The organism is Streptomyces sp. NPDC059832 (assembly GCF_042731715.1).
GTDB lineage: Bacteria > Actinomycetota > Actinomycetes > Streptomycetales > Streptomycetaceae > Streptomyces.
The window spans coordinates 12914-35042 of the sequence record NZ_JBHWIY010000008.1; the positions used below are offsets into that span (position 1 = coordinate 12914).

Annotated in this window: 18 protein-coding genes; 7 read left to right on the forward strand and 11 right to left on the reverse strand. The window is 70.5% G+C overall.

Annotated features, from left to right (window positions below):
- Positions 1–51 precede the first annotated feature (51 nt).
- Entirely contained in the window at positions 52–837 is a 786-nt protein-coding gene (locus tag ACFV8T_RS16020) for a hypothetical protein (RefSeq protein WP_385327916.1), read from the forward strand.
- A gap of 56 nt (positions 838–893) precedes the next feature.
- Here ACFV8T_RS16020 and ACFV8T_RS16025 read toward each other — a convergent pair whose 3' ends face one another.
- Positions 894–1658 (reverse strand): GntR family transcriptional regulator, encoded by a 765-nt coding sequence (locus tag ACFV8T_RS16025; RefSeq protein ID WP_385327917.1) that lies wholly within the window; start codon positions 1656–1658, stop codon positions 894–896.
- A gap of 146 nt (positions 1659–1804) precedes the next feature.
- Between ACFV8T_RS16025 and ACFV8T_RS16030 the strand changes: the two genes are divergently transcribed.
- Both ACFV8T_RS16030 and ACFV8T_RS16035 read left to right on the forward strand, forming a co-directional pair.
- A complete protein-coding gene (locus ACFV8T_RS16030) occupies positions 1805–2653 on the forward strand; it encodes a (2Fe-2S)-binding protein (RefSeq protein ID WP_385327919.1) in 849 nt (282 codons plus the stop codon).
- A gap of 191 nt (positions 2654–2844) precedes the next feature.
- Positions 2845–3918: a DUF2637 domain-containing protein gene (locus ACFV8T_RS16035; protein WP_385327920.1), complete on the forward strand. Its 1074-nt coding sequence runs from the start codon at positions 2845–2847 to the stop codon at positions 3916–3918.
- A 43-nt stretch (positions 3919–3961) separates the two neighbouring features.
- On the opposite strand, the gene ACFV8T_RS16040 is transcribed toward ACFV8T_RS16035, so the two are convergent.
- Complete coding sequence (locus ACFV8T_RS16040) at positions 3962–4324, reverse strand: ATP-binding protein (RefSeq protein WP_385328331.1); 363 nt, start codon at positions 4322–4324, stop codon at positions 3962–3964.
- 377 nt (positions 4325–4701) lie between these two features.
- Between ACFV8T_RS16040 and ACFV8T_RS16045 the strand changes: the two genes are divergently transcribed.
- Both ACFV8T_RS16045 and ACFV8T_RS16050 read left to right on the forward strand, forming a co-directional pair.
- Positions 4702–5112, forward strand: coding sequence for a ribonuclease domain-containing protein (locus ACFV8T_RS16045; RefSeq protein ID WP_385327921.1), 411 nt, complete (start codon positions 4702–4704; stop codon positions 5110–5112).
- Between the two features lie 110 nt (positions 5113–5222).
- Positions 5223–5612, forward strand: a complete 390-nt coding sequence (locus ACFV8T_RS16050) for a barstar family protein (protein ID WP_385327922.1) — start codon at positions 5223–5225, stop codon at positions 5610–5612.
- Between the two features lie 98 nt (positions 5613–5710).
- On the opposite strand, the gene ACFV8T_RS16055 is transcribed toward ACFV8T_RS16050, so the two are convergent.
- On the reverse strand, positions 5711–8077 hold the full coding sequence (locus ACFV8T_RS16055; RefSeq protein WP_385327924.1) for a M9 family metallopeptidase: 2367 nt from the start codon (positions 8075–8077) through the stop codon (positions 5711–5713).
- Positions 8078–8418: 341 nt separating this feature from the next.
- Here ACFV8T_RS16055 and ACFV8T_RS16060 point away from each other — a divergent pair, with 341 nt between their 5' ends.
- The gene (locus ACFV8T_RS16060; protein ID WP_385327925.1) at positions 8419–9897 is read left to right on the forward strand and encodes an aminopeptidase P family protein; all 1479 of its coding nucleotides are present in this window, start codon (positions 8419–8421) and stop codon (positions 9895–9897) included.
- Between the two features lie 191 nt (positions 9898–10088).
- Here the strand turns inward: ACFV8T_RS16060 and ACFV8T_RS16065 are convergent, their stop codons facing one another.
- The 7 genes from ACFV8T_RS16065 to ACFV8T_RS16095 form a co-directional block, all read right to left on the reverse strand.
- The gene (locus ACFV8T_RS16065; protein WP_385327926.1) at positions 10089–10817 is read right to left on the reverse strand and encodes a GntR family transcriptional regulator; all 729 of its coding nucleotides are present in this window, start codon (positions 10815–10817) and stop codon (positions 10089–10091) included.
- Positions 10818–10905: 88 nt separating this feature from the next.
- Complete coding sequence (locus ACFV8T_RS16070; protein ID WP_385327928.1) at positions 10906–11850, reverse strand: ornithine cyclodeaminase family protein; 945 nt, start codon at positions 11848–11850, stop codon at positions 10906–10908.
- A complete protein-coding gene (locus tag ACFV8T_RS16075; RefSeq protein ID WP_385327930.1) occupies positions 11847–12848 on the reverse strand; it encodes a proline racemase family protein in 1002 nt (333 codons plus the stop codon). Before ACFV8T_RS16075 ends, ACFV8T_RS16070 begins: the two co-directional genes overlap by 4 nt.
- A gap of 108 nt (positions 12849–12956) precedes the next feature.
- Positions 12957–13865, reverse strand: coding sequence for a dihydrodipicolinate synthase family protein (locus ACFV8T_RS16080; protein ID WP_385327932.1), 909 nt, complete (start codon positions 13863–13865; stop codon positions 12957–12959).
- A gap of 133 nt (positions 13866–13998) precedes the next feature.
- Positions 13999–15465 (reverse strand): NAD(P)/FAD-dependent oxidoreductase, encoded by a 1467-nt coding sequence (locus ACFV8T_RS16085; protein ID WP_385327934.1) that lies wholly within the window; start codon positions 15463–15465, stop codon positions 13999–14001.
- Positions 15446–15772 carry a (2Fe-2S)-binding protein gene (locus ACFV8T_RS16090; RefSeq protein WP_385327935.1) on the reverse strand — a complete coding sequence of 109 codons (327 nt, stop codon included), beginning with the start codon at positions 15770–15772 and terminating at the stop codon, positions 15446–15448. The genes ACFV8T_RS16085 and ACFV8T_RS16090 overlap by 20 nt, the downstream gene beginning before the upstream one ends.
- A gap of 40 nt (positions 15773–15812) precedes the next feature.
- Positions 15813–16979 carry an NAD(P)/FAD-dependent oxidoreductase gene (locus ACFV8T_RS16095; protein WP_385327937.1) on the reverse strand — a complete coding sequence of 389 codons (1167 nt, stop codon included), beginning with the start codon at positions 16977–16979 and terminating at the stop codon, positions 15813–15815.
- A 156-nt stretch (positions 16980–17135) separates the two neighbouring features.
- Between ACFV8T_RS16095 and ACFV8T_RS16100 the strand changes: the two genes are divergently transcribed.
- Positions 17136–20255, forward strand: a complete 3120-nt coding sequence (locus ACFV8T_RS16100; protein ID WP_385327939.1) for an alpha-mannosidase — start codon at positions 17136–17138, stop codon at positions 20253–20255.
- A gap of 97 nt (positions 20256–20352) precedes the next feature.
- Here the strand turns inward: ACFV8T_RS16100 and ACFV8T_RS16105 are convergent, their stop codons facing one another.
- Positions 20353–22095 (reverse strand): pyruvate dehydrogenase, encoded by a 1743-nt coding sequence (locus ACFV8T_RS16105; protein WP_385327941.1) that lies wholly within the window; start codon positions 22093–22095, stop codon positions 20353–20355.
- Positions 22096–22129 lie beyond the last annotated feature (34 nt).

A 22129-nucleotide genomic window follows, 5' to 3' on the forward strand; every position in this document is an offset into this window, starting at 1 on the left:
ACCCAACAGCTCGATGGCGCGCTCGGGGAGGGCAATGTGGCGCATACCGCCATGTCTGGTTCCGGAACGACAGCAGATGACGATCCGCCGCTCCAGACAGCGGTATGGCGGCTGCGGTCACGCGCCTGCTGGACGGACGCCGCAGCGCTGCTCGAACCCGGCGCCGGCACCGATCCGGCCGCCGCGCTCCAGCGGACCGCCCTGCTGACCGAACGGTGCCTGTACACCGGAAAGGGCTGGACCGACGCCGAGGACGCCTTGCGTACCGCGGAGGCGCTGGCCCACGACGACGACGAACGCGGCGCGGCCGCGTGCGAACGCGGCCATCTGGCGTACGCGTCGACACTCCTGGGGGTACGCGACCGGGCCGACGAGGCCAGTGTCGCGCTGAGCCGGGCCGCCGCGCTGCTCGCCCCGTCCGCGCCGGGCCGTCCGCTGCTGGACTTCCGGCGGGGCCTGATCGCGCAGAACATCGCCGACTCGCCGGAGGCCGCGCGCGCCGCGTACCGCAGGGCCCACGCCGGGGCCACCGCCCAGGGGGACGCGCTGCTGCTCTCCTCGACCTGGCGCCATCTCGCCCTGCTGGCCCTGCGCGAGGGCGATCTGGCGGAAGCCCGGCACGGCTTCGCGGAGTCCCTGCGGCTAAGGGAGGAGCTGGGCTATCTGATCGGTACGGCTCCGGCCCTCATCGCCCTCGCGGACTCCGAACCGGAGCCCGAGCTGGCGACCCGGCTGCGCGCCGAGGCGGGCCGGCTGTTCCGGCTGCTCGGGGGCGTGCCGACGTGGCTGGCGCCGCATCTGGACCCGCCTCCCGCGGAGACGGCCGGGGCGAACTGAGGCCGGGTGTCGGTCGGCAGCCAGGGCGGGCCCCGGGTCCGGGGCGTCGCGCCCGGTCAGCCCTCGGCGCCGGTGAAGTGCTCCCGCACGAGCGACTGCACGACGGCCAGGTCCTGGGCGATCAGCGCGTCGAGCAGAGCGGTGTGCTCGGCCGCGTCGGCGAGGAGGTCGGCGCGGCGGGTGACGGGGTTGCTCTCCAGCGGCCACTGGGAGCGGCGGTGCAGGTCGTCGGCGACCTGCACCAGCTGCTCGTTGCCGCAGAGCGCGAGGACCGCGCCGTGGAAGGCCCGGTCGGACTCGGCGTAGCCTGCCCGGTCGCCCACGGCCGCGGCGGCCACCGTCGCCTCGGCCAGCGGGCGCAGGGCGCACCAGGCGCCGGGCGGGACGGTCCGGGCCAGCCGCAGCATCACGGGGACCTCGATCAGGGCGCGCACCTCGGCCAGCTCGGCGAGCTCGCGCGGGCCTCGCTCGGACACCCGGAACCCTCGGTTCGGTACGACCTCGACGGCGCCCTCGATGGCCAGCTGCTGCATCGCCTCGCGCACCGGCGTGGCGGAGACCCCGAACCGGGCACCGAGAGCCGGGGCCGAATAGACCTGCCCCGGAACCAGCCGGCCGTCGACCAGGGCGGCGCGCAGCGCCTCCAGGATCTGGCCGCGCACGGAGTGCCGCTGCACCACCGCGCGCGGGGCGGGCGGCTCGCTGTGGGTGTGTTCGCCACGCGCCTGCTCGCCACGCGTCTGTTCGGGCACCCGGACGACCGCCGGGACGGTCGCGGGCGTGGCGGTCCCGTACGCCTCACGCGCTCTGCCCTGCTCCACTCGGACCTCCTCGACCGGGCGCGGGCGCGGCTCGCGTACGCCATGCCTCTTGTGCACGATAGGCGCAGGACGCCGCAGTTCAAACATCGATCCGGTCGGGTAAGGTAAGGCTAACCTGCAAACGGTCGCGATTCGGTGGTCCCTGCATGACACTCCCCGCCCTGCTTCCCGGCACCACGGCGTCCGCCGTGACGGACGCCTACGCGCGCCTGGCCGAGGTCTTTCCCGGGCTGCGCGCGCAGGTGCTGGCGGACGACGAGACCGCTCCTCGCGGCACCGGCTGGGTGGGTGCCGACGAGCTGGCGGCGGGGGGCGCCGCACTGAACGCCTTCCTCGCCTGGGACCACGCCCAGGTGGTGCGGGACTACGGGCAGCAGCCCCGCCCCGACGTGGTCGCCAGCTTCGGGCTGCACCGCTACGCCTGGCCCGCCTGCCTGCTGGTGACGGTGCCCTGGTTCCTGCATCGGCGGGTGCCCCGGATTCCCGTCGGGGACGTGGCGTTCCAGCGGGCGCTGGGTCATCTGACCCTCCGGGTGAGGGAGTTCGCCTGCCTGCCGGACGATCCGGCCGCCGCGCTGCCGGGCGCCCGCGTGGTATCCGACGAGACGGAGCTGCGGGCCGAGGTGCTCGCGGCGGTGGCCGACCACATCGGCCCGGTGCTCGACGGCTTCGGACCGCGGATGCGGCGCGGCAGGCGCGCGCTGTGGGGCATGGCGACGGACGAGATCGTCGAAGGGCTCTGGTACGTCGCCCATCTGCTCGGCGAGGAACGACGGGCGATGGCCGAGCTGGAGGCACTCCTGCCGGGCACCACGAAGCCGTACGTCGGCTCCGCGGGCTTCCGCGATCTGACCGGACCGGACGGCGAATCGCTGCCCACCCGCGACCGGGCGAGCTGCTGTCTGTTCTACACGCTGCGCCCCGAGGACACCTGTGTCACCTGCCCCCGTACCTGTGACGCCGACCGGGTGCGGAAGCTGACGCCCGCTCACTGATCAACACCACTCGCGCGAGTAGTACAATTCGAACGCAACTCATCGGTCGCGTGCGGGCATTCGAGCCGACCCCGGTCTTCCGTACGCCGTGCCGACCCAATGGCGTTCTCTTGCCCCGAAACCCCCTGTGCGTGACGGGGTTTCGGCAATCATGGCGCCCGAAATGCCCTACGCAATGCAAGGGACCGCGCATGAGACTGACCGACATATCGCTGAATTGGCTGCTTCCGGGCGCCGTGCTGCTCGTGGGAGTCCTGGCGGCGGTGGCGGTGGTCGCGCGCGGCAAGCGCGCCGCTGACACATCCGCGGCCGAGGACAGCTGGGAACGCAGCGAAGAGCGTCGCAGACGCAAGGAGGCCCTGTACGCCACCGCCTCGTACGTCCTGCTGTTCTGCTGTGCGGCGGTCGCCGCCGCGCTCTCCTTCCACGGGCTCGTCGGCTTCGGCGAGCAGAATCTCGGCCTCTCCGGGGGCTGGGAGTACCTCGTCCCCTTCGGCCTCGACGGCGCGGCCATGTTCTGTTCCGTACTCGCGGTGCGCGAGGCCAGCCACGGTGACGCTGCGCTCGGCTCACGCCTGCTCGTGTGGACGTTCGCCGGCGCCGCCGCCTGGTTCAACTGGGTGCACGCACCGCGCGGGATCGACCACGCGGGCGCCCCGCACTTCTTCGCGGGGATGTCGCTCTCGGCGGCCGTGCTCTTCGACCGGGCCCTGAAGCAGACCCGTCGGGCCGCGCTGCGCGAGCAGGGCCTGGTGCCCCGTCCGCTGCCGCAGATCCGGATCGTCCGGTGGCTGCGCGCCCCCCGGGAGACCTTCGGCGCCTGGTCGCTGATGCTGCTGGAAGGCGTACGCACGCTGGACGAGGCGGTCGACGAGGTACGTGAGGACAGGCGGGAGAAGGAGCAGAACCGCCTCCGCAGGAAGGACCAGGAGAAGCTGGACCGGGCTCACATCAAGGCGCTGAACCGGCAGAACCGGGCCTGGCGCCGGGTCGGCCGCGGCGGCACCCAGGTGGACGTCCAGGCCATCGCGCCCACGGCGGGCTCCGCGTCCGTCGTGGAGCCCGCCATATCCGAGCCGGGACAACTGCCGTTGCGCCCCCGGCCATCCCTGCAAGCCGTGACGGGGCCGAGCGCCGCCGCCCCGGGCCGGAACCCGAATGATCCGGTCACCGTCGACCTCACCGCCGAGGACGACACCCAGGCACTGCCCCGGCTCGATTCACTGGAGCGGAAGCTGAAGGATCTGGAGCAGCAGTTCGGCTGATCCGCAGTCACAGGCCCTGACGGCCCGGTTCCCTTCCGGTCCGTCAGGGCCTTTCGCCGTCCAGCTCGAACCAGACGACCTTGCCCAGCGCATGGGCGCTGACTCCCCAGGCGTCCGCGAGGCTCCGCACCAGCAGGAGCCCTCGGCCATGCGTACCGTCGTCGGCGTTCGGTACGTACGACAGGGGCAGCCCGGACACGAAGTCCCGTACCTCCACCCGTAATCTGGCGGGCGCCACGCTCACCGTGACGACCGCGCCGTGTCCCGTGTGGATCAGCGCATTGGTCACCAGCTCGCTGAGCAGGAGCTCCGCCACCTGGACCGGTTCGGTACTCCACCGGTAGCGCAGGAACTCGCGTAACGCATGGCGCACTTCACCCACGGCCGCCAGATCGGTGTGGGCCAGTCTGCGATGCAGCCGGACCGGCTGCCGCTCCTTCGCCCCCGGTTCGTGCGTGACCTCGTCCTCCATGGGTTCGGCATCTCCCTGACGTTCCATCATTTCCCCCGCCCGCACAGTGAATCGCCCCCTTCTCGTGGTCCTGGTCTCCCGTATCGGATATTTCTCGTTGAACTCCTTCGCGGAACACGTTCACGGGATGCATGCCCCGCTGACGGTCCGCCACGCTTGTCGACTCATCAATAAGTGAACGGAGAACCGGAACCGGCCGGAGGACTGCCGGACATCTGCGCGACACATTTCCCCCCCTCGGGTTAACTTCCAAAAAATTCACATCGGTTGGCGTTGACGGGACCGTATCTACGCGCGTCATCATGGTGGCTATGCGAATCCCCCCACGGATCACCACGCTCGGTGGCGCAGCCGCCCTCCTGTCCGTCCTCCTCGTCGGCGCCCCGGCCACCACGGCCACCGCCTCGACCCCATCCACCTCCGTCTCCATCACGTCGGTCGGCAGCATCTGTTACTCGGCGCTGCCCGCCCAGGCGCACGACACCCTCGACCTGATCGACGCGGGCGGCCCGTTCCCGTACTCGCAGGACGGCTCCGTCTTCCAGAACCGTGAAGGCGTCCTGCCCGGCCAGAGCACCGGCTACTACCACGAGTACACGGTCGTCACCCCCGGCTCCCCGACCCGCGGTGCGCGCCGGATCGTCACCGGCGAGAAGGCGCAGGAGGACTACTACACCGGCGACCACTACGCCACCTTCGACCTGATCGACCAGGGCTGCTGAAGCCCGGCCCCTCCGGACCGATCCGCGCCGTAGACCCCCACCTGCGGCGCGGATCACGTTCCGGGGCCGGCAGGCGGACCCGCACGCTCCACGACTTGTACCCTCCCCCCATGACCGTGACCTATGTGATCGACGGCTCCCGGGTCACCGGCCTGGAGCAGTTCTGGGAAGTGATCGGCGAGGCCGTGAACGGCCCGGGTGGGTACTTCGGCCGCAATCTCGACGCCCTCGCGGACTGTCTCAGCGGCGGGATGGGTGCCCCGGACGACGGCGATTTCGTCTTCGAGTGGCGGGACCACGCTTCCTCCGCACAGGCCCTGGGACACGAGGAGACGGCGCGCTGGCTGCGGCAGATCCTGACCCGGGCGCATCCCACCAACCGGGCGTCGGTCCAGGAGCGGCTGGACGAGGCCCTGGCGGGGCGGGGACCGACACTCTTCGAGCTGATCGTGGAGATCCTGACGCGGGGCGGGGCGCCCGGCGCGCTGCGGCTGTCGTGAGCCCGGGGCCATGTCCGGCGGACGCGGCCCGGGGGACGGCACCGGCCGGCCGAGCGGGATCATCACTCGGCCGCCCGACACCATGGGGGTCGTAGGGATCAGAACTCGGTGGTGACCTTGGCTCCGTCGAACGCCTCGGTGCCGTAGAGGCTGATGAAGTGGTAGCCCGGCGCCGGGTTGTTGACGGTCAGGGTGTGCTCGTTGCCCGCGCCGACGGACTTGTCGGTGTAGACCTTGGTGGTCGCCCACTCCTGCGAGCTGTAGTAGAGATCGGCGTCACCCGTGCCGCCGGAGGCGGTGATCTTCAGCTGGGTGGTGCCGGCCGGGATGAGGACGGCCAGATAGGCGTAGTCGCCCTTGACGGCCTTCAGCCCGCTGCGCATGCAGTTCTGGCCCAGCATCCTGGTGTCGGCGTCCTTGCACTCGGTGATCTCACCGGGCGGGTTGGTGGACCCGCCGCCGCAGGCACCGGCCGCGCAGGCGGCCAGCCAGGTGTTCCAGTCGGCGTCGTAACGGCTGCCAATGGTCGACGTGAGCAGGGTGCGGGCGCCGTCCCAGTCGCCCTTGCGGTAGAGACCGAGCAGGGTGTCGACGTCGGAGCGGTGGGATTCGAGCATGTAACGGACGGCCAGGTAGCCCCAGTTGTAGACGCGGGTCTGGTCGGCGTTGTCGTAGGTGGTGTCGAACAGGGTCCGCAGGGTGTAGGTGCGGTTGGCGGCCTGGGCGACGGCGTCGTCGTAGGTGACCTTGCGGTACGAGTACGAGACGAACTCCGCGAAGCCCTCCACCCACCAGACGGTCGGCGTGGTCATTCCGGCGGCGAAGTCGCCGTACATGTTGAAGCGGCCGTCGAGGTAGTGCGTGTACTCGTGGTTGAGGTTCCAGATCTGGAAGTCGGGGCGGGCCCACTCGGCCTCGTAGGCGATGAACCGGGGCTGGTTGCCCACGGCCTTGGGGTCGCCCTCCAGGTACATGCCGCCGTTGTTGGTGTCGATACCGAAGATCACTCCGGCGTAGGTCTGGTAGTCGGTGCTGGAGTTGAAGGCCACGACCTCGATGGTCTTGTTGTTGTCGTCGGCGACCGCCCCGTTGTCCCGGGCCACCTCGTGGAAGTAGGCGTCCTGGTTGCGCAGGCTGGTACAGCTGGCTTCGAGCTCCTCCGCGGTCATGTCCTGCGCCCGGATGGTGATGCTGTCGCTGCAGGTGTGCCTCACCGGCAGGACGGCCTTCTCGAGACGCTCCGCGAGATCACAGGCGCCGTAGGCCGCGCAGTTGTCCTTGTCGTAGGCGTCGACCATCTTGGCCAGATTGACCCAGAGCGGGGCGGTGGGACCGTCGATGGAGCTCTTGCCCATCAGGTCGATCGCGAGCGGGCTCGCCTTGGCGCGCAGCGAGTCCTCCTTGAGGAAGCGGCCGAGCTCGAGTCCCGCGTTGGAGACCAGGAACGACTGCTTGGTGCCCAGCAGGTCGAGGTGGTTCGCGGCGAAGTCGCGCAGGGAGTTCAGCACGCTGGAATCGGCCTCGATGGCGCTGATGAACTCGGGCACCTGGTGACCGCGGAACATGACCGTGTACACACTGTTCACGGCGTTGAGCATGTACCAGGAGCTGTTGTACGACGCGTCGTAACCGGCCAGCATCCGCTTGACGATGTTCAGGTAGCGGGCGTTCTCCTCGGCGCTGTCGATCAGGATGATCGCCTCGGACAGGCTCTCGCCGTTGGCGTCGGTGACGTCGAAGGCGTGCGAGGAGCCGAAGAAGCCGTCGAGCGCGCCCTGGATGGCCGTGCGCAGGCGCGGCCCGTACTGTCCGACGGTGTCGGGGTCGTAGTACTGCACGTAGTAGCCGGCCCGCAGGAAGAGGACCAGCTGGGGCATGCCGGTGCTGCTGTCACCGGGGTAGGAGGCCGATGCGTCGCGCATGGCATCGGCGATGGTGACCATCTGGTCCTCGCGGAAGGCGTTGTAGCCGTCCTGGCCCTTGAGACGGAACAGCGTGTTGACGCAGTCGGTGGTCGCCGCCTTGACCTTCTCGACCAGAGCGCTTCCGGTGTTGTTGGTGAAATCGGTGGTGTTGCACTCGGCCGCGGCCCTGCCGAGCTTCTTGGCGCGGCGCTTCTCGGCCTTCATCGAAGGTGCCGGGTGGCTCGGAAGCGCGGTGGCCTGGTCGTCGTAGTCCCGCTTGAGCGCGTCCTGGGACGCGGACAGTGGCGGCCGGTCGGCGGCCTTGAGCGACTTGCGTTCGACGTGAGCGGCATCGTCGGCGGGTGCCGTCAGCGCCTCGGCGGTGGGGCCGCCGACGTCCTGGGTCCGAGTCTCCGCCCGTTCCTGAGCGGCGCCCGAGGAGTGGGCGGCCGACGCGGCGGGGCGCTGCTCGACGGCCTGGCTCGGTGCCGTGAACAGGCCCACGCCGAGGCATGCTGCCAGGACCACAGTGGACAATCCGGTTATTCTCTGTCGAACCATCAGGTTCTTCACGTGCCGCCTCCCAGCGGAGTGGTGACCGCGCGACAGGGCGCGGTTGTGGGGGAATGCAAGAGGCCGGTGGCGGACCGGGTCTGAACTGCACTCACGTCGTGACATGAGCACGGCTCCATTCCTCTTGCGCGCTGTACAATGGCACATGTCACATGTTCTTTGGAACCCCTCTCGCGCACATTCATCTGCGCGACAACTTCTCGTCGCAGCACGGGATATGGCACGCGGCCCCGAGCGCATCGGCCGCCACACCGGTTACCCCACTACCGCACCACCGCGTCCCGGGAATTCCGGCCCCGACCCCGGTCCCACAGAGCCCCCGAGGAGCAATGCCCGTGTCCCGTACCTTCTCCGCGCCCCGCACCGGCAGCCACGATCTGCCGGTGTCACCCGCCCTGGACGCCTTCATGAGCACCGGGTGGGCCAAGTCCCCACTGTCGACGGACCTTCGTGTCCCCTCCATCGACGCCACCCCCGCCCGCCGGGCCCGGCTGGCCGCCCGCTTCCCCGGCGAGCGCCTGATCATCCCGGCGGGTGCGCTCGCCGTTCGCTCCAACGACACCGACCACCGCTTCCGGCCGCACACCGGCTACGCCTGGCTCACCGGCCTCACCGGTGAGGACCAGGCCGGCCATGTCCTCGTCCTGGAACCGGACGGCGACGAGCGCCACGAGGCGGTGCTGTATCTGCGGCCCCGATCACCGCGCACCGGCCAGGAGTTCTACCGTGATCGCAGGTACGGGGAGTTCTGGGTCGGCCGCAGGCCCGACCTGGCGGAGGCCGCCCGGCTGACCGGCATCCGCTGCGCGCATCTGGACGCCTGGGAGAAACTGCTCACCGGGCCGCAGCCACCGGTGCGGGTGCTGGGCGGTGTGGACCCGTCCGTCGACGAACTGCTGCGTTCCTGCCGCGCGTTCCCGCACGGACGCTCGGCTCCGGCCGGGCTCGAAGCGGTGCTCAGTGAGCTCCGCCTCGTCAAGGACCCTTATGAAACCGGCCAGTTGCAGCAGGCCGTCGACGCGACGGCGACGGGGTTCGAGGACGTGGTGCGAAGCCTGCCGCAGGCGCTGCGCCACCCGCGCGGCGAACGCTGGATCGAGGGCGTCTTCGATCTGCGGGCCCGGCTGGAGGGGAACGGTCCGGGCTACTCCACGATCGCCGCGGCCGGGGCGCACGCCTGCGTCCTGCACTGGATCCGCAATGACGGACCGCTGGAACGCGACCAGTTGCTGCTCCTGGACGCCGGGGTGGAGACCGACTCGCTCTACACGGCCGACATCACCCGCACCCTGCCGCTGTCCGGCCGCTTCTCCCCCGTGCAGCGCACCGTCTACGAGCTGGTGCTCGCCGCCCAGGACGCGGGCATCGCGGCCCTGCGTCCGGGAGCGCGATTCCGTGACTTCCATCTGGCGGCCATGCGGGTCATTGCCGAAGGGCTGCACGCGTGGGGCGTGCTGCCGATGTCCGCGGACGAGGCGCTCGATCCGGACAACGGCTTCTACCGCCGGTACACGCTCTGCAGCAGCGGCCACATGCTCGGCATGGACGTGCACGACTGCGCGCAGGCGCGGGCCGACACCTATCTGGACGGGCGCCTGGAAGCCGGTCAGGTACTGACCGTGGAACCCGGGCTCTACCTCCAGCCCGACGACGAGACACTGCCGCGGTCGCTGCGCGGGATCGGGGTGCGGATCGAGGACGACCTCGTGATCACCGCCGACGGCGCTCGCCTCATGTCATCCGCGCTGCCGCGCACCGTCGACGGCATCGAGGAGTGGATGGCCTCGCTGCTGGAGACCCGGGCCTGAGACTCCGCTTCAACGGCCGTCCACCGGGCGGCCGTTGAAGGGCAGGGATCGGGGCGATCACGAGGAGACCGGAGGGGCGGGAGCCGATCAGGGTTCGCTCCCTGCGCTCCGCGGAATCCGTGAGCGCCATGAGCTCCGTGAGCTCTGCGGACTCCGCTGTCCCTCCGTGGGGTTCGGGCGGACTCGAAGGGTCAGGCCTCTGCGACCGGCAGTGACACCCTTCGGATCCGTATGCCTCCGGCGCCCGTGTCGTTGGGCTCCTCCTCTGCCCAGAGATTCCTGACATGTGACATATGAGCCAGCATGCACCGCTCGGCGCGCTCCGCGTTGCCGGCGATCAAGAGGTCGAGCAGTTGGCCATGTTCCTCGGCCGACTGGACCAACAGACCTGTCTCGTCGAGCCGGTTCAGCCCGAAGAGGCGTGATCGCTTGCGCAGATTGCCGACCTCCTCCACCAAGCGGCGGTTTCCCGCCAGGCCGAGCAGTTCGAGGTGGAAGCGACGGTCCGCCTCCAGATAGCCGAGGATGTCGTGCTCGGCGGCGGCTGCGACGATCGCCTGGGCGAGTGGCCGCAGCGCCTCCAGCTCCCTCGTCCTGCCCATCCGGGCGATGCGTCCGACGGTGGGAACCTCGATCATGACCCGCAGCTCGGTGAAGTCGTCGAGATCCTGTTCGGTCAACTCCGTTATCCGGAAGCCCTTGTTGCGTACGGCTTCGACCAGGCCCTCGCGAGCCAGGTCGAGCATGGCCTCGCGGACCGGGGTGGCGGACACTCCGAAGTCGGCGGCGAGCGCGGGAGCGGAGTAGATCACCCCCGGACGGAGTTCCCCCGCGATGAGGGCCGCCCTGAGGGCGTTTGCCACCCGGTCACGCAAGTGCTCCTGCGCGGAGATGGCGTTGAGCGTCGTCAGGCGGGCCATATGTGTTCCTCCAGCGCCGTGCGGGGCCTCAGAATACAATGTCACGTTTCCGCCAGGGCCCGTCGTTCCGGAGCTGTGGACAACTGGTTCAAGGCGCCGAATTCCGGAGCACCGCCTCGGCGACAGCGAGGTCTTCCCAGCCCATCCCGACGCTCTTGAAGAACCGGGGACGCTCGAAGTCGGCCGGCTTTCCGTCAAGGTTGCGACCGGTCACCAGCTCGGCGAGGTTGGCGACGATGTCCTCGGCCCCGAAGGCGCCCTCCGCCAGCGGGATCAGCAGATCGCCCGCCTCCGTCAGTGCCGCCGACCGCGATTCGACGATGACGGCGGAGCGTGACACCAGCGCGGTGTCCACCTCCCGGGCATCGGGGGTGTGCGAGCCGACCGCGACGACCGTCGCCCCGTCCGGCACGAGGGAACCGTCGAACAGCGGGGTGGCGGATGTGGTGCAGCAGAGCACCAGATCGGCCGTGGCGACCTCACCGGCGCCGTGCCCCTGCCCCGCGCGGGCGTCCACCCCGAGCCGGCGGGCGTGCTCGGCCAGCGCCTCGGCCCGGTGCGGGTTGCGGCCGACCACGGTGACCCGTTCGACCCGGCGTTCCGCGAGCACCGCGGCCAGGTGCCCGTACGCCTGGGGGCCGGTTCCGAAGAGCACCAGATGGCGCACGACGGGCCCGGTGAGGTGGCGGATCGCCAGTGCGGACACGGCCGGTGTACGCAGGGTGGTGAGCGCGGCCCCGTCCAGCAGGGCGAGCGGCAGCAGCGTGGGTGCGTCGAGCAGCAGATAGCTTCCGGTGATCCGGGGCAGGTCGCGCGCCGGGTTGGCCGGGGCGACCCCGGCGATCTTCACTCCGGTGACCTGCCGGGTGGTCGCGGGCATGATCAGCAGCTCCCCGCCGGGCACTGTGACATGGTGCCGGGCCGGCGCCGTCTCCGGATCCAGTCCCCCGCTCAGCGCCGCCTCCAGTGCGTCCACGGCTCCGGTCGGTCCCAGGGCCTCGATGTCGTCGGCGCCGAGCAGGGGAAGATTCACAGCAGGAATCCTTCGGGGAAGGGGTCGGACGGGTTCAGGAAGAATTGTGCGGTACCGGTGATCCAGGCGCGGCCGGTGACGGTGGGGACAACGGCCGGCAGCCCGCCCACGGTGGTCTCCTGGACGAGACGTCCGGTGAACGAGGTACCGATGAACGACTCGTTCACGAAGTCGGTGTCCAGGGGGAGTTCACCGCGTGCGTGCAGCTGGGCCATGCGGGCCGAGGTGCCGGTCCCGCAGGGTGATCGGTCGAACCAGCCGGGGTGGATGGCCATCGCGTGCCGGGAGTGGCGGGCGTCGGAACCGGGTGCGATGCACTGCACGTGCTTGAGGCCGTGAATGTGCGGGTCCTCGGGGTGGACGGGCCGGTCGGTGGCGTTGACCGCGTCCATCAGAGCGAGCCCGGCGGCCAGGATGTCGTCCTTGCGCGCCCGGTCGAAGGGCAGCCCGAGGTCGGACAGCTGAAGCATCGCGTAGAAGTTCCCGCCGTAGGCGAGGTCGTAGCGCAACGTCCCGTAGCCGGGTACGTCCACCGTCCGGTCGAGCGCGACGCTGAAGGCCGGAACGTTGGTGAAGGTCACCGCGGTGGCCGCGCCGTCCTTCACCTGTACGTCGACGCTGACGAGCCCGGCCGGAGTGTCCAGTCGCACGGTGGTGACGGGTTCGGTGACCTCCACCATGCCGGTCTCCACCAGTACGGTCGCCACCCCGATGGTGCCGTGCCCGCACATCGGCAGGAGGCCGGAGACCTCTATGTAGAGGACGCCGAAGTCCGCGTCCGGCCGGGTGGGCGGCTGGAGGATCGCGCCGCTCATGGCCGCGTGACCGCGCGGTTCGTACATGAGCAGGGTGCGCACGGCATCCCGGTGCTCCTGGAAGTGGTTGCGCCGTTCGGCCATCGTGGCACCGGGGATGGTGCCGATGCCTCCGGTGATGACGCGGGTGGGCATGCCCTCGGTGTGTGAGTCGACGGCATGGAAGATGTGACGTGTCTGCAAGGCTCCCCCTGGTTCGTCACGACGGACACGAAGAACACGAGAAACGGGACGGAACGAAACGTCCGGGCCGGACGCTCCGTCCGGGCGTACGGCGGCCGGATGCCGCTCTCAGTGAAGGCCCCCGGCGAGTGCCTTCTCCGTCGCGGCGCGTACGGCGGCCGCGTCGTCGGCGGGGAGGGGGAACCGGGGCGGACGGGTGCGGCCGCCGTGGCGTCCGGCGACGTCCATGGATGCCTTGATGGCCTGGACGAACTCCGGCTTCGAGTCCCACCTCAGCAGCTCGTGCAGCTCCCGGTACAGCGGCAGAGCGGTTGCCATGTCACCGGTGACAGCGGCCCGGTACAGATCGACGCAGCAGGAGGGCAACATGTTCGGGCAACCCGCGATCCACCCGACGGCGCCGGCGAGTGCCAGTTCCAGCAGTACGTCGTCGGCGCCCACGAGCAGGTCGAGGCCGGGCGCCTTTTCGGCGATCTCGTACGCCCTGCGGACATCGCCGGTGAACTCCTTGACGGCCACGATGCTGCCGTCCTGGTGGAGACGGGCGAGCAGGTCCGGTGTCAGATCCACCTTGGTGTCGTACGGGTTGTTGTACGCGACGACCGGGACCCCGACTTCGGCCACCTCGGCGTAGTGGGCGCGCACCGCCGCCTCCTCGCAGCGGTAGCCATTGGGCGGCAGCAGCAGTACGGAGCCGGCACCCGCCTCGGCGGCATGTTCCGCCCAGCGCCGTGACTCCGCGCTGCCGTAGGCGGAGACACCCGGCATGACGCGCCTGCCGTCGCCCGCGGCTTCGACGGCGACCCGGACCACCTGGTCGCGTTCGCTGTCCGTCAGGGTCTGGTACTCCCCCAGTGAGCCGTTGGGCACCACTCCGTCGCAGCCCGCAGCGATGAGCTGCCGCACATGGGTGGCGTAGGCGTCGTAGTCGATGGTGCAGTCGTCGCGCAGGGTGACCGGGGTGGCGACCATGACGCCGTGCCAGGGGCGGGTGCGCGAGTCGGTGTTCGTCTGCATCGTGGCTCCTTGAGAGGTGTGACATGTCACGGTGTGGCGGAAACATGGACGACGGTGGTGCACGCACCGTTCCGGTGCGCGGGAGCCCGTAGCGCCGGGCCGCGGGGCTCCGAGGGAAGGACTGGCTGCGGGCCTACCCGGGCCCGGCCAGGTCGGCAAGTGTGGAGAGCTTCACGGGGCAGGCCAGCGGGCGCCGGTCGGGTCCGCCCGGCTCCTGTCCGGCGCCGTGCGCGGCGGCGAGTTCACGGACGGCGAATCCGCACGTCCGGCCCTGGCACCACCCCATTCCGGCCCGGGTGAGCAGTTTGACGGTCCTGGCGTCACCGGCTCCCAGCTCCTCGCACGCCGTGCGGATCCGGCCCGCGGTGACCTCTTCGCAACGGCAGACCTCCGTATCGCCGGTCAGCCACTTGCTCCACCCGGGCCCCGGCCGGTGCACGGTCCCCATCAGCGCGGCGAAGGCCCGCAGTCGGCGCCGGGAGCGCTGCAGTGCGACCGCTCTGCGCGCCTCCTTCCTCAGCGCCCCGCCCCGCACCTCGCGAATGACGGAGAGGGCCACCAACTCACCTTCACAGAGGGCGAGTTCGACACCACCGATGCCACCGGACTCGCCGGCCGCCCAGACCCCGGGGACGGTGGTCCTGAGCTGCTCGTCGAGGGTGACCGCGTGTGTGCCGTCGGGGCCCGGACGTGTGGCGCAGCCGGCTGCCACGGCGAGTTCCAGCTGTGGCACGAGCCCGTGTCCCACGGCGAGCGCGTCGCAGTCGATCCGACGGCCGGTCCCCGCGACGGGGCGCCATCGGCGGTCCACCCTGCTGACGGTCACCGCCTCCACCCGCTCGTCGCCGTGCACCTCGGTGACCGCACGGTGGGTCAGTACCCGGACCCGGGCGCGCGCCAGCGCCGCCCCGAACCCGGCACCTTCCGCCGCCTTGCCGGGGTTGGCGGCCAGCACCCGGGGAGCACGGGCGTAGGCTCCGTAGCCGGCGGCTTCGACCAGCGCCGGGACGCGCGCCCCCGCACGCGTCAGCGACAGGGCGACGGCCTGCAGGAGCGGCCCGCTGCCCGCGACGACGATCCGGCGCCCCGGCAGCACCAGCCCCGACTTCAGCATGGCCTGGGCCCCCGCCGCACTCACCACCCCCGGAAGTGTCCAGCCGGGGAAGGGAAGTTGACGCTCGTGGGCCCCCGTGGCCAGGAGCATTCTGCGGGCCCGGACGGCGGTGCGCTTCTCCTCGTCGCCCCCGGTGACCGCGTGCAGGATCCAGTCCCCGTCGCCGGTTCGTTCGACCGTCCACACCTGGTGGCCGGTGAGATGGCGGATCCCGCCGGTGTCGCGGTGCGCGGCGAGTCGCGCGGAGAGTTCCGCGAAGGCGCGCCAGTTGTGGTGAAGGGCCCCGGGCCGGGTGGCGCCGAGTCCGTCGGCCGGGCTGCGGTAGTACTGCCCGCCGGGCGCGGCGGCCGCGTCCAGCAGCACCACGTCGAGCCCGTGGTCGGCGGCGGTGACGGCTGCGGCCAGGCCTGCCGGTCCCGCCCCCACCACGGCGATGGCTGCGCGGTCGGCCTCCCGCACCCGGCGGTCATCCGTCGAGTGCGGCATGCCCGTCGCCCTCCTGCGTAGTGATGGTGTCGCCCGGCCCGGCGGGCAGCAGGCAGGCACGCTGGTTGGACCGCCCGTTGACGGTGGCCAGGCAGTCGTAGCAGGCGCCGATGCCGCAGAAGGCGCCCCGCGGCCGGCCGTGGACCCGGGTGGTGCGCCAGGTCAGGATGCCCGCCGACCAGAGTGCGGCAGCGATGGTCTGGCCCGGTAGTGCGCGGATCGGGCGACCGTCGAAGGTCAGCCGGAACTCCGGTTCGGGCTCGGCCCCGACGAGCTCGGCGGGGGTACGTGCACGGGTGCGTCTCACTGGGTCCTCTCCTGGGGCACGGGCGCCCCGCTCTCCGCCGTCATGTGACATGGCAAGTGGCATCGAACCGGTCGGGGGCGAACGGTCCGAGATCGAGTACGGGCCGCTTCCCCCGGATCGCGTCGGCGATCAGCAGTCCGGTGGCGGGCGCCAGCCCGATCCCGGCACCCTCATGACCGCAGGCGTGGAAGAGCCCCGGCACCCGGGAGTCCGGTCCGATCGCGGGCAGATGGTCGGGCAGGTAGGGACGGAACCCGTGGTAGGCGCGCAGCACCCGCACATCGGCGAGCACGGGGAAGAGGGCGGCGGCCTGGGCCGCCAGCCGGGCGACCACCGGAACGGACAACGTCCGGTCGAATCCGACCCGTTCACGGCTCGCCCCGATGAGAACCGGACCAGAGGGTGTCCCCTCCACCACGGGCGAGGTCTGCAGCGCCGCCGACCCGCTCGACACGTCGGCCACGTACTCCGCCGCGTAGACCTTGTGCCGGATCAGTCGAGGCAGTGGTTCGGTGACGAGTACGAACCCCCTGCGCGGCAGGACCGGGAGGTTCACCCCGGCCAGTGCGGCGAGGTCGCCGCCCCAGGTGCCCGCCGCGTTGACGACGACGGGGGCCCGCAGTTCGCCCCGTGTCGTGCGTACCCCGCGTACGGCACCCCTCCCGTCCCTGAGTATTCCGACCACCTCCTCCCCCGGGCACATGAGCGCGCCGGCGCGAGTGGCCGACCGCAGCAACTCGGCCGCTGCCAGCGCCGGATGTACCTGCGCATCCTGCGGATAGTGGCAGCCGCCGGTCAGGTGCGGTGCGAGCTGGGGTTCGAGGTCGCGGAGCCGGTCGGATGTGACGTGGTACGCCTCGACGCCCGCCTCCCGCTGGCCGGCGGCCGTCGAGGACAGGGCGGTCAGGGAGTCCTCGGTCGCCGCGACGACCACACCGCCCTTGAGCTCGTACTCGATGTCCGGGGGCAGTTCCTCGGACAGTTGCTGCCACAACGTGGCGGAGAGCAGGGCCAGTTCCAGCTCCGGTCCCGGCACTTTGTCGGAGACCAGGAGGTTGCCCTCGCCGGCTCCGGTGGTGCCGCCGGCCACCGGCCCGCGGTCGACGACGGCTACGGACAGTCCGGACCGGGAGGTGTAGTAGGCGCAGGCGGCACCGACCACTCCGGCCCCGACGATGACGACATCCAAGGGGTGTCTCGTGAGCACGCCAGTAATATGTCACATTGCTCAAGGGTCGCCAAGGGTGCGCACAGGGCCAGTTGATCAACCGTCACCCCGTCGCGCTGCTCACAGGGGTGCCGGGTCGGCCGCCGGGGAAGTGGAGCCATGGACACCCGCAGGCACCAAACCCGAGGAGCCGTGATGCACGACGACCGCACCCTGGTGGAGGACCGCCTCGAACGTGCCCTTCACCAGTTCATCCGCCCCGCCCAGTACCCGGACCGGACCCCGCTCACCCTCTCCGTGCGGCACATCCCCGGCGAACCCGTTCCGGTGACGCAGGTCCTCCAGGAATCGTTCGAGCCGTTCCGTACCGGGACCGAGTGGGGCAGGCCCTGGTCCACCAGCTGGTTCCGGCTGGAGGGGACCGTGCCGGCAAAGTGGGCGGGGCGACGGGTCGAGGTGGTCGTCGATCCCGGGTTCTCCGGTCAGGGGCCGGGTTTCCAGGCCGAGGGCATGCTGTACGACATCGCGGGCGTCCCCATCAAGGGCATCCATCCGCGCAATCGCCATCTCACGCTGGCCTCCCCGGCAGCGGGCGGTGAGCCGGTCTCGCTGCTCCTGGAGGCGGCGGCCAACCCGGCCGTGCTGGAGCACGGTTTCGCGCCGACTCCGCTCGGGGACGTGACGACGGCGGGCGACCGGCCGCTCCACCGGTTCGCCGCCGCGGACCTGGCGGTGCTGGACGAGGAGGTCTGGCATCTGGTCCTGGACATCGAGGTGCTCTGCGAGCTGATGCGGGAACTCCCCGTCGAACGTTCTCGACGGCACGAGATCCTGCGGTCGCTGGAGCGCATGCTCGACGTGCTGGACCTGCACGACGTGGCGGCCACGGCGCGAGCCGGGCGGGACGAGCTGGCCGAAGCGCTGTCCCGCCCGGCCGCGGCGAGCGCGCACCGGATCTCGGCCGCCGGTCATGCGCACATCGACTCGGCGTGGCTGTGGCCGCTGCGGGAGACGGTGCGCAAGGCCTCGCGCACCTTCGCCAATGTCACCGCACTCGCCAAGGACTATCCGGAGCTGGTCTTCGCGGCTTCGCAGGCCCAGCAGTACGCCTGGATGAAGGAGCACCAGCCGCACATCTGGGAGCGGATCAAGCAGGCCGTGGCGGACGGGCAGTGGGCGCCCGTGGGGTCGATGTGGGTGGAGTCCGACGCCAACATGCCCGGTGGCGAGGCACTGGCCCGGCAGCTCGTGCACGGCAAGCGGTTCTTCGAGCAGGAGCTGGGAGTGGAGACCGAGGAGATCTGGCTGCCGGACTCCTTCGGCTACACGGCCGCGTTCCCGCAGCTCGCCCGGCTTGCAGGGGTGAAATGGTTCCTGACCCAGAAACTGTCCTGGAACCAGAGCAATAAAATGCCACATCACACCTTCTGGTGGGAGGGCATCGACGGGACCAGGGTCTTCGCCCATTTCCCGCCCGTGGACACCTACAACGCCCAGTTCCACGGCCGCGAACTCGCCCACGCGGAGCGGAACTTCGCGGAGAAGGGCCTGGCGACCCGCTCCCTCGTCCCGTTCGGCTGGGGTGACGGCGGGGGCGGGCCCACCCGCGAGATGCTGGAGAAGGCGCGCAGGCTCCGGGACCTGGAGGGTTCGCCGAGGGTGGGCATCGAGCGGCCGGCGGAGTTCTTCGCGGCGGCCGAGGAGGAGTACGGGGCACAGGCTCCGGTCTGGTCGGGCGAACTGTATCTGGAGCTGCACCGGGCCACGTACACCACGCAGGCCAAGACCAAACAGGGCAACCGCCGCAGCGAACACCTTCTCCGTGAGGCCGAGTTGTGGGCCACGGCAGCGGCCCTGCGCAACCCCGCCGACCGCTACGGCTATCCGTACGAGGCACTGGACCGACTGTGGAAGACGGTCCTGCTGCATCAGTTCCACGACATCCTGCCCGGCTCGTCGATCGCCTGGGTGCACCGCGAGGCCCGCGAGACCTACGAGCGGGTACGGGTGGAGCTGGCGGATCTGACGGCGGACGCGGTAGCCGCACTGGGCGCGGCCGAGGGCCTGGTGGTGCTCAACTCGTCCCCATACCGACGCCGTCAGGTGGTCGAGCTGGACGCGGAGGCGGGCGGGGTGCTGCCCTCCGGCGCGCATGTGCAGCACCTGGGCGACGGGCGCACGGCGGTGCTGGCCGACACACCGGGGCTCGGCGCGGGTCCGCTGAACGGCTCGGCGGTACCGGAACACCCGGTCACCGCGACCGATTCGGCGGGCGAGGGCCTCGTGCTCGACAACGGGCTGTTGCGGGTGGTGGTCGACGGCGACGGCCTGATCGCCTCCGTGCGCGATCTCGACGCGGGGCGGGACGTCCTCGTCCCCGGTCACCGGGCCAACCTCCTCCAGCTGCACCCGGATCACCCCAATCACTGGGACGCCTGGGACATCGACCGGCACTACCGCCGTACCCGCACCGATCTCACCGACGCCGACTCCGTCGAGCTGGTGGAGGAGGGGCCGTTGCGGGCCGCGGTCCGCGTGCTGCGGTCCTTCGGGCACTCACATGTCACACAGGAGATCCGGCTGACCGCGGGCAGCCGGCGGATCGACATCGACACCGAGGTCGACTGGCGGGAGTCGGAGAAGGTGCTCAAGGCGGCGTTCCCGCTCGATGTGCATGCCGAACGGTCCACCTCCGAGATCCAGTTCGGTCACATCCACCGCCCCACGCACGACAACACCGGCTGGGACGCGGCCCGTTTCGAGATCTGCGCCCATCGCTGGCTCCGGGTCGCCGAGCCGGGGTACGGCGTCACATTGCTCAACGACTCGACGTACGGGCACGAGGTGACCCGGACCCCGCACAGTTCGGGCCTCGGCACGACCGTACGGCTGACGCTGTTGCGCGCCCCGCACAGCCCCGACCCGGAGACCGACCTCGGCCGGCACCGGTTCAGGTACGCGCTGGCACCGGGCGGCGGGATCACGGACTCGGTACGGGAAGGGCTCGCGCTCAATCTGCCGTTGCGGGCGGCCGTGGCTCCCGTGCTGCCGTCGCTGGTCGACACGGGGCATCCGGCGGTCACGGTGGAGTCGGTGAAGCTCGCCGAGGACCGGAGCGGCGATGTGATCGTGCGGCTGTACGAGTCGGCGGGCGGTCGCGCCGGCACCACGTTGCGGGTCGGATTCCCCGTCGTACGGGCCCAGGTCACCGATCTGCTGGAACGGCCGCTGCGCGAGGCGGACACCGACGAGCACGGTCTCGTACTGTCGCTGCGGCCGTTCCAGATCCTGACACTGCGACTGACCCCGGCGTGATGGCCCGGGGCGTGTCCCGGTGTCACATGTCACCGCGCACCGCCCCGCACCGCCCCGCACCGCCCCGCACCGCCCCAGGTCCTGCCCGGGGCGCCCTTCAGGGGCGGGGCACGTTCCGCAGGTTGGAGCGGGCCATCTGGACCATCCGGCCCACTCCCCCGTCCAGCACGATCTTGCTCGCGGAGAGCGCGAAGCCGGTCACCATGTCGGCGCTGATCTTCGGCGGGATGGAGAGGGCGTTGGGGTCGGTGACGACGTCGACGAGCGCCGGACCCTTGTGCTTGAAGGCGTCCTTCAGGGCGCTTTCGAGCTGTTTGGGCTTCTCCACCCGCACGCCGTACGCCCCGCAGGCGCGGGCGACCGAGGCGAAGTCCGGGTTCTTGTTGGACGTACCGAACGACGGCAGACCCGCGACCAGCATCTCCAACTCGACCATGCTCAGCGAGGAGTTGTTGAACAGCACGACCTTCACCGGCAGGTCGTACTGCACCAGCGTCAGGAAGTCGCCCATCAGCATGGTGAATCCGCCGTCGCCGGACATCGAGACCACTTGCCGGTTCCGGTCGGTGAACTGGGCCCCGATGGCCTGCGGGAGCGCGTTGGCCATCGAGCCGTGGCTGAACGAGCCGATGACGCGGCGCTTGCCGTTGGGGGAGAGATAGCGCGCGGCCCACACGTTGCACATACCGGTGTCGACGGTGAACACGGCATCGTCGTCGGCCAGTTCGTCCAGCACCGAGGCGACGTACTCCGGATGGATCGGGACGTGCTTCTCGACCTTGCGGGTGTACGCCTTGACCACGCCCTCCAGCGCTTCGGCGTGCTTCTTCAGCATCCGGTCGAGGAACTTGCGGTCGCTCTTGGCCTTCACCCGCGGGGTCAGACAGCGCAGGGTCTCGCGGACATCGCCCCAGACCGCCAGGTCCAGCTTGGAACGACGGCCCAGGTGCTCGGGACGCACATCGACCTGGACGATCTTCACATCGGTCGGGAGGAAGGCGTTGTACGGGAAGTCGGTGCCGAGCAGGATGAGGAGATCGCACTCATTGGTCGCCTCGTACGCGGCGCCGTAACCGAGCAGGCCGCTCATCCCGACGTCGTACGGGTTGTCGTACTGGATCCATTCCTTGCCGCGCAGCGCGTGCCCCACCGGGGCCTTCACCCGTTCGGCGAACTCCATCACCTCGGCATGGGCGCCCGCCGTGCCGCTGCCGCAGAACAATGTCACACGTTTCGCCTCGTCGACCATCCGGCAGAGCTTGTCGATCTCCTCGTCACCGGGCCGGACCGTCGGCCGCGAGGTGACCAGCGCGTGCTCGATGGACTTCTCCGGGGCGGGCTGTGAGGCGATGTCGCCCGGCATCGTGACGACGCTGACCCCGCCCCGGCCGATCGCGTGCTGGATGGCCGTCTGGAGCAGCCGCGGCATCTGCTGCGGATTGGAGATCATCTCGTTGTAGTGGCTGCACTCCTGGAAGAGCAGCTCCGGGTGGGTCTCCTGGAAGTAGCCGAGACCGATCTCGCTCGACGGGATGTGCGAGGCGAGTGCGAGCACGGGGGCCATGGAACGGTGGGCGTCGTAGAGACCGTTGATGAGGTGCAGATTGCCGGGGCCGCACGATCCGGCGCAGGCCGCCAGCGAGCCCGTGACCTGGGCCTCCGCGCCCGCGGCGAAAGCGGCGGTCTCCTCGTGCCGGACCTGGATCCAGTCGATGTCCCGGTTGCGGCGGATGGCGTCGACGACCGGGTTGAGGCTGTCGCCGACGACACCGTACATACGCTTGACGCCCGCCCGGACGAGGATGTCGACGAACTGCTCCGACACGTTCTGCTTGGCCATGGGTGCGTACCCTTTCCGCGCTTCGGCTTCCGGA

What these genes read in the sequence shown, in the direction of transcription:
- ACFV8T_RS16020 (WP_385327916.1), top strand. Translation starts at nt 52, where the DNA reads ATGTCTGGTTCCGGAACGACAGCAGATGACGATCCGCCGCTCCAGACA.
- ACFV8T_RS16030 (WP_385327919.1), top strand. Translation starts at nt 1,805, where the DNA reads ATGACACTCCCCGCCCTGCTTCCCGGCACCACGGCGTCCGCCGTGACG.
- ACFV8T_RS16035 (WP_385327920.1), top strand. Translation starts at nt 2,845, where the DNA reads ATGAGACTGACCGACATATCGCTGAATTGGCTGCTTCCGGGCGCCGTG.
- ACFV8T_RS16045 (WP_385327921.1), top strand. Translation starts at nt 4,702, where the DNA reads ATGCGAATCCCCCCACGGATCACCACGCTCGGTGGCGCAGCCGCCCTC.
- ACFV8T_RS16050 (WP_385327922.1), top strand. Translation starts at nt 5,223, where the DNA reads ATGACCGTGACCTATGTGATCGACGGCTCCCGGGTCACCGGCCTGGAG.
- ACFV8T_RS16055 (WP_385327924.1), bottom strand. Translation starts at nt 8,077, where the DNA reads ATGGTTCGACAGAGAATAACCGGATTGTCCACTGTGGTCCTGGCAGCA.
- ACFV8T_RS16060 (WP_385327925.1), top strand. Translation starts at nt 8,419, where the DNA reads ATGCCCGTGTCCCGTACCTTCTCCGCGCCCCGCACCGGCAGCCACGAT.
- ACFV8T_RS16065 (WP_385327926.1), bottom strand. Translation starts at nt 10,817, where the DNA reads ATGGCCCGCCTGACGACGCTCAACGCCATCTCCGCGCAGGAGCACTTG.
- ACFV8T_RS16080 (WP_385327932.1), bottom strand. Translation starts at nt 13,865, where the DNA reads ATGCAGACGAACACCGACTCGCGCACCCGCCCCTGGCACGGCGTCATG.
- ACFV8T_RS16085 (WP_385327934.1), bottom strand. Translation starts at nt 15,465, where the DNA reads ATGCCGCACTCGACGGATGACCGCCGGGTGCGGGAGGCCGACCGCGCA.
- ACFV8T_RS16100 (WP_385327939.1), top strand. Translation starts at nt 17,136, where the DNA reads ATGCACGACGACCGCACCCTGGTGGAGGACCGCCTCGAACGTGCCCTT.
- ACFV8T_RS16105 (WP_385327941.1), bottom strand. Translation starts at nt 22,095, where the DNA reads ATGGCCAAGCAGAACGTGTCGGAGCAGTTCGTCGACATCCTCGTCCGG.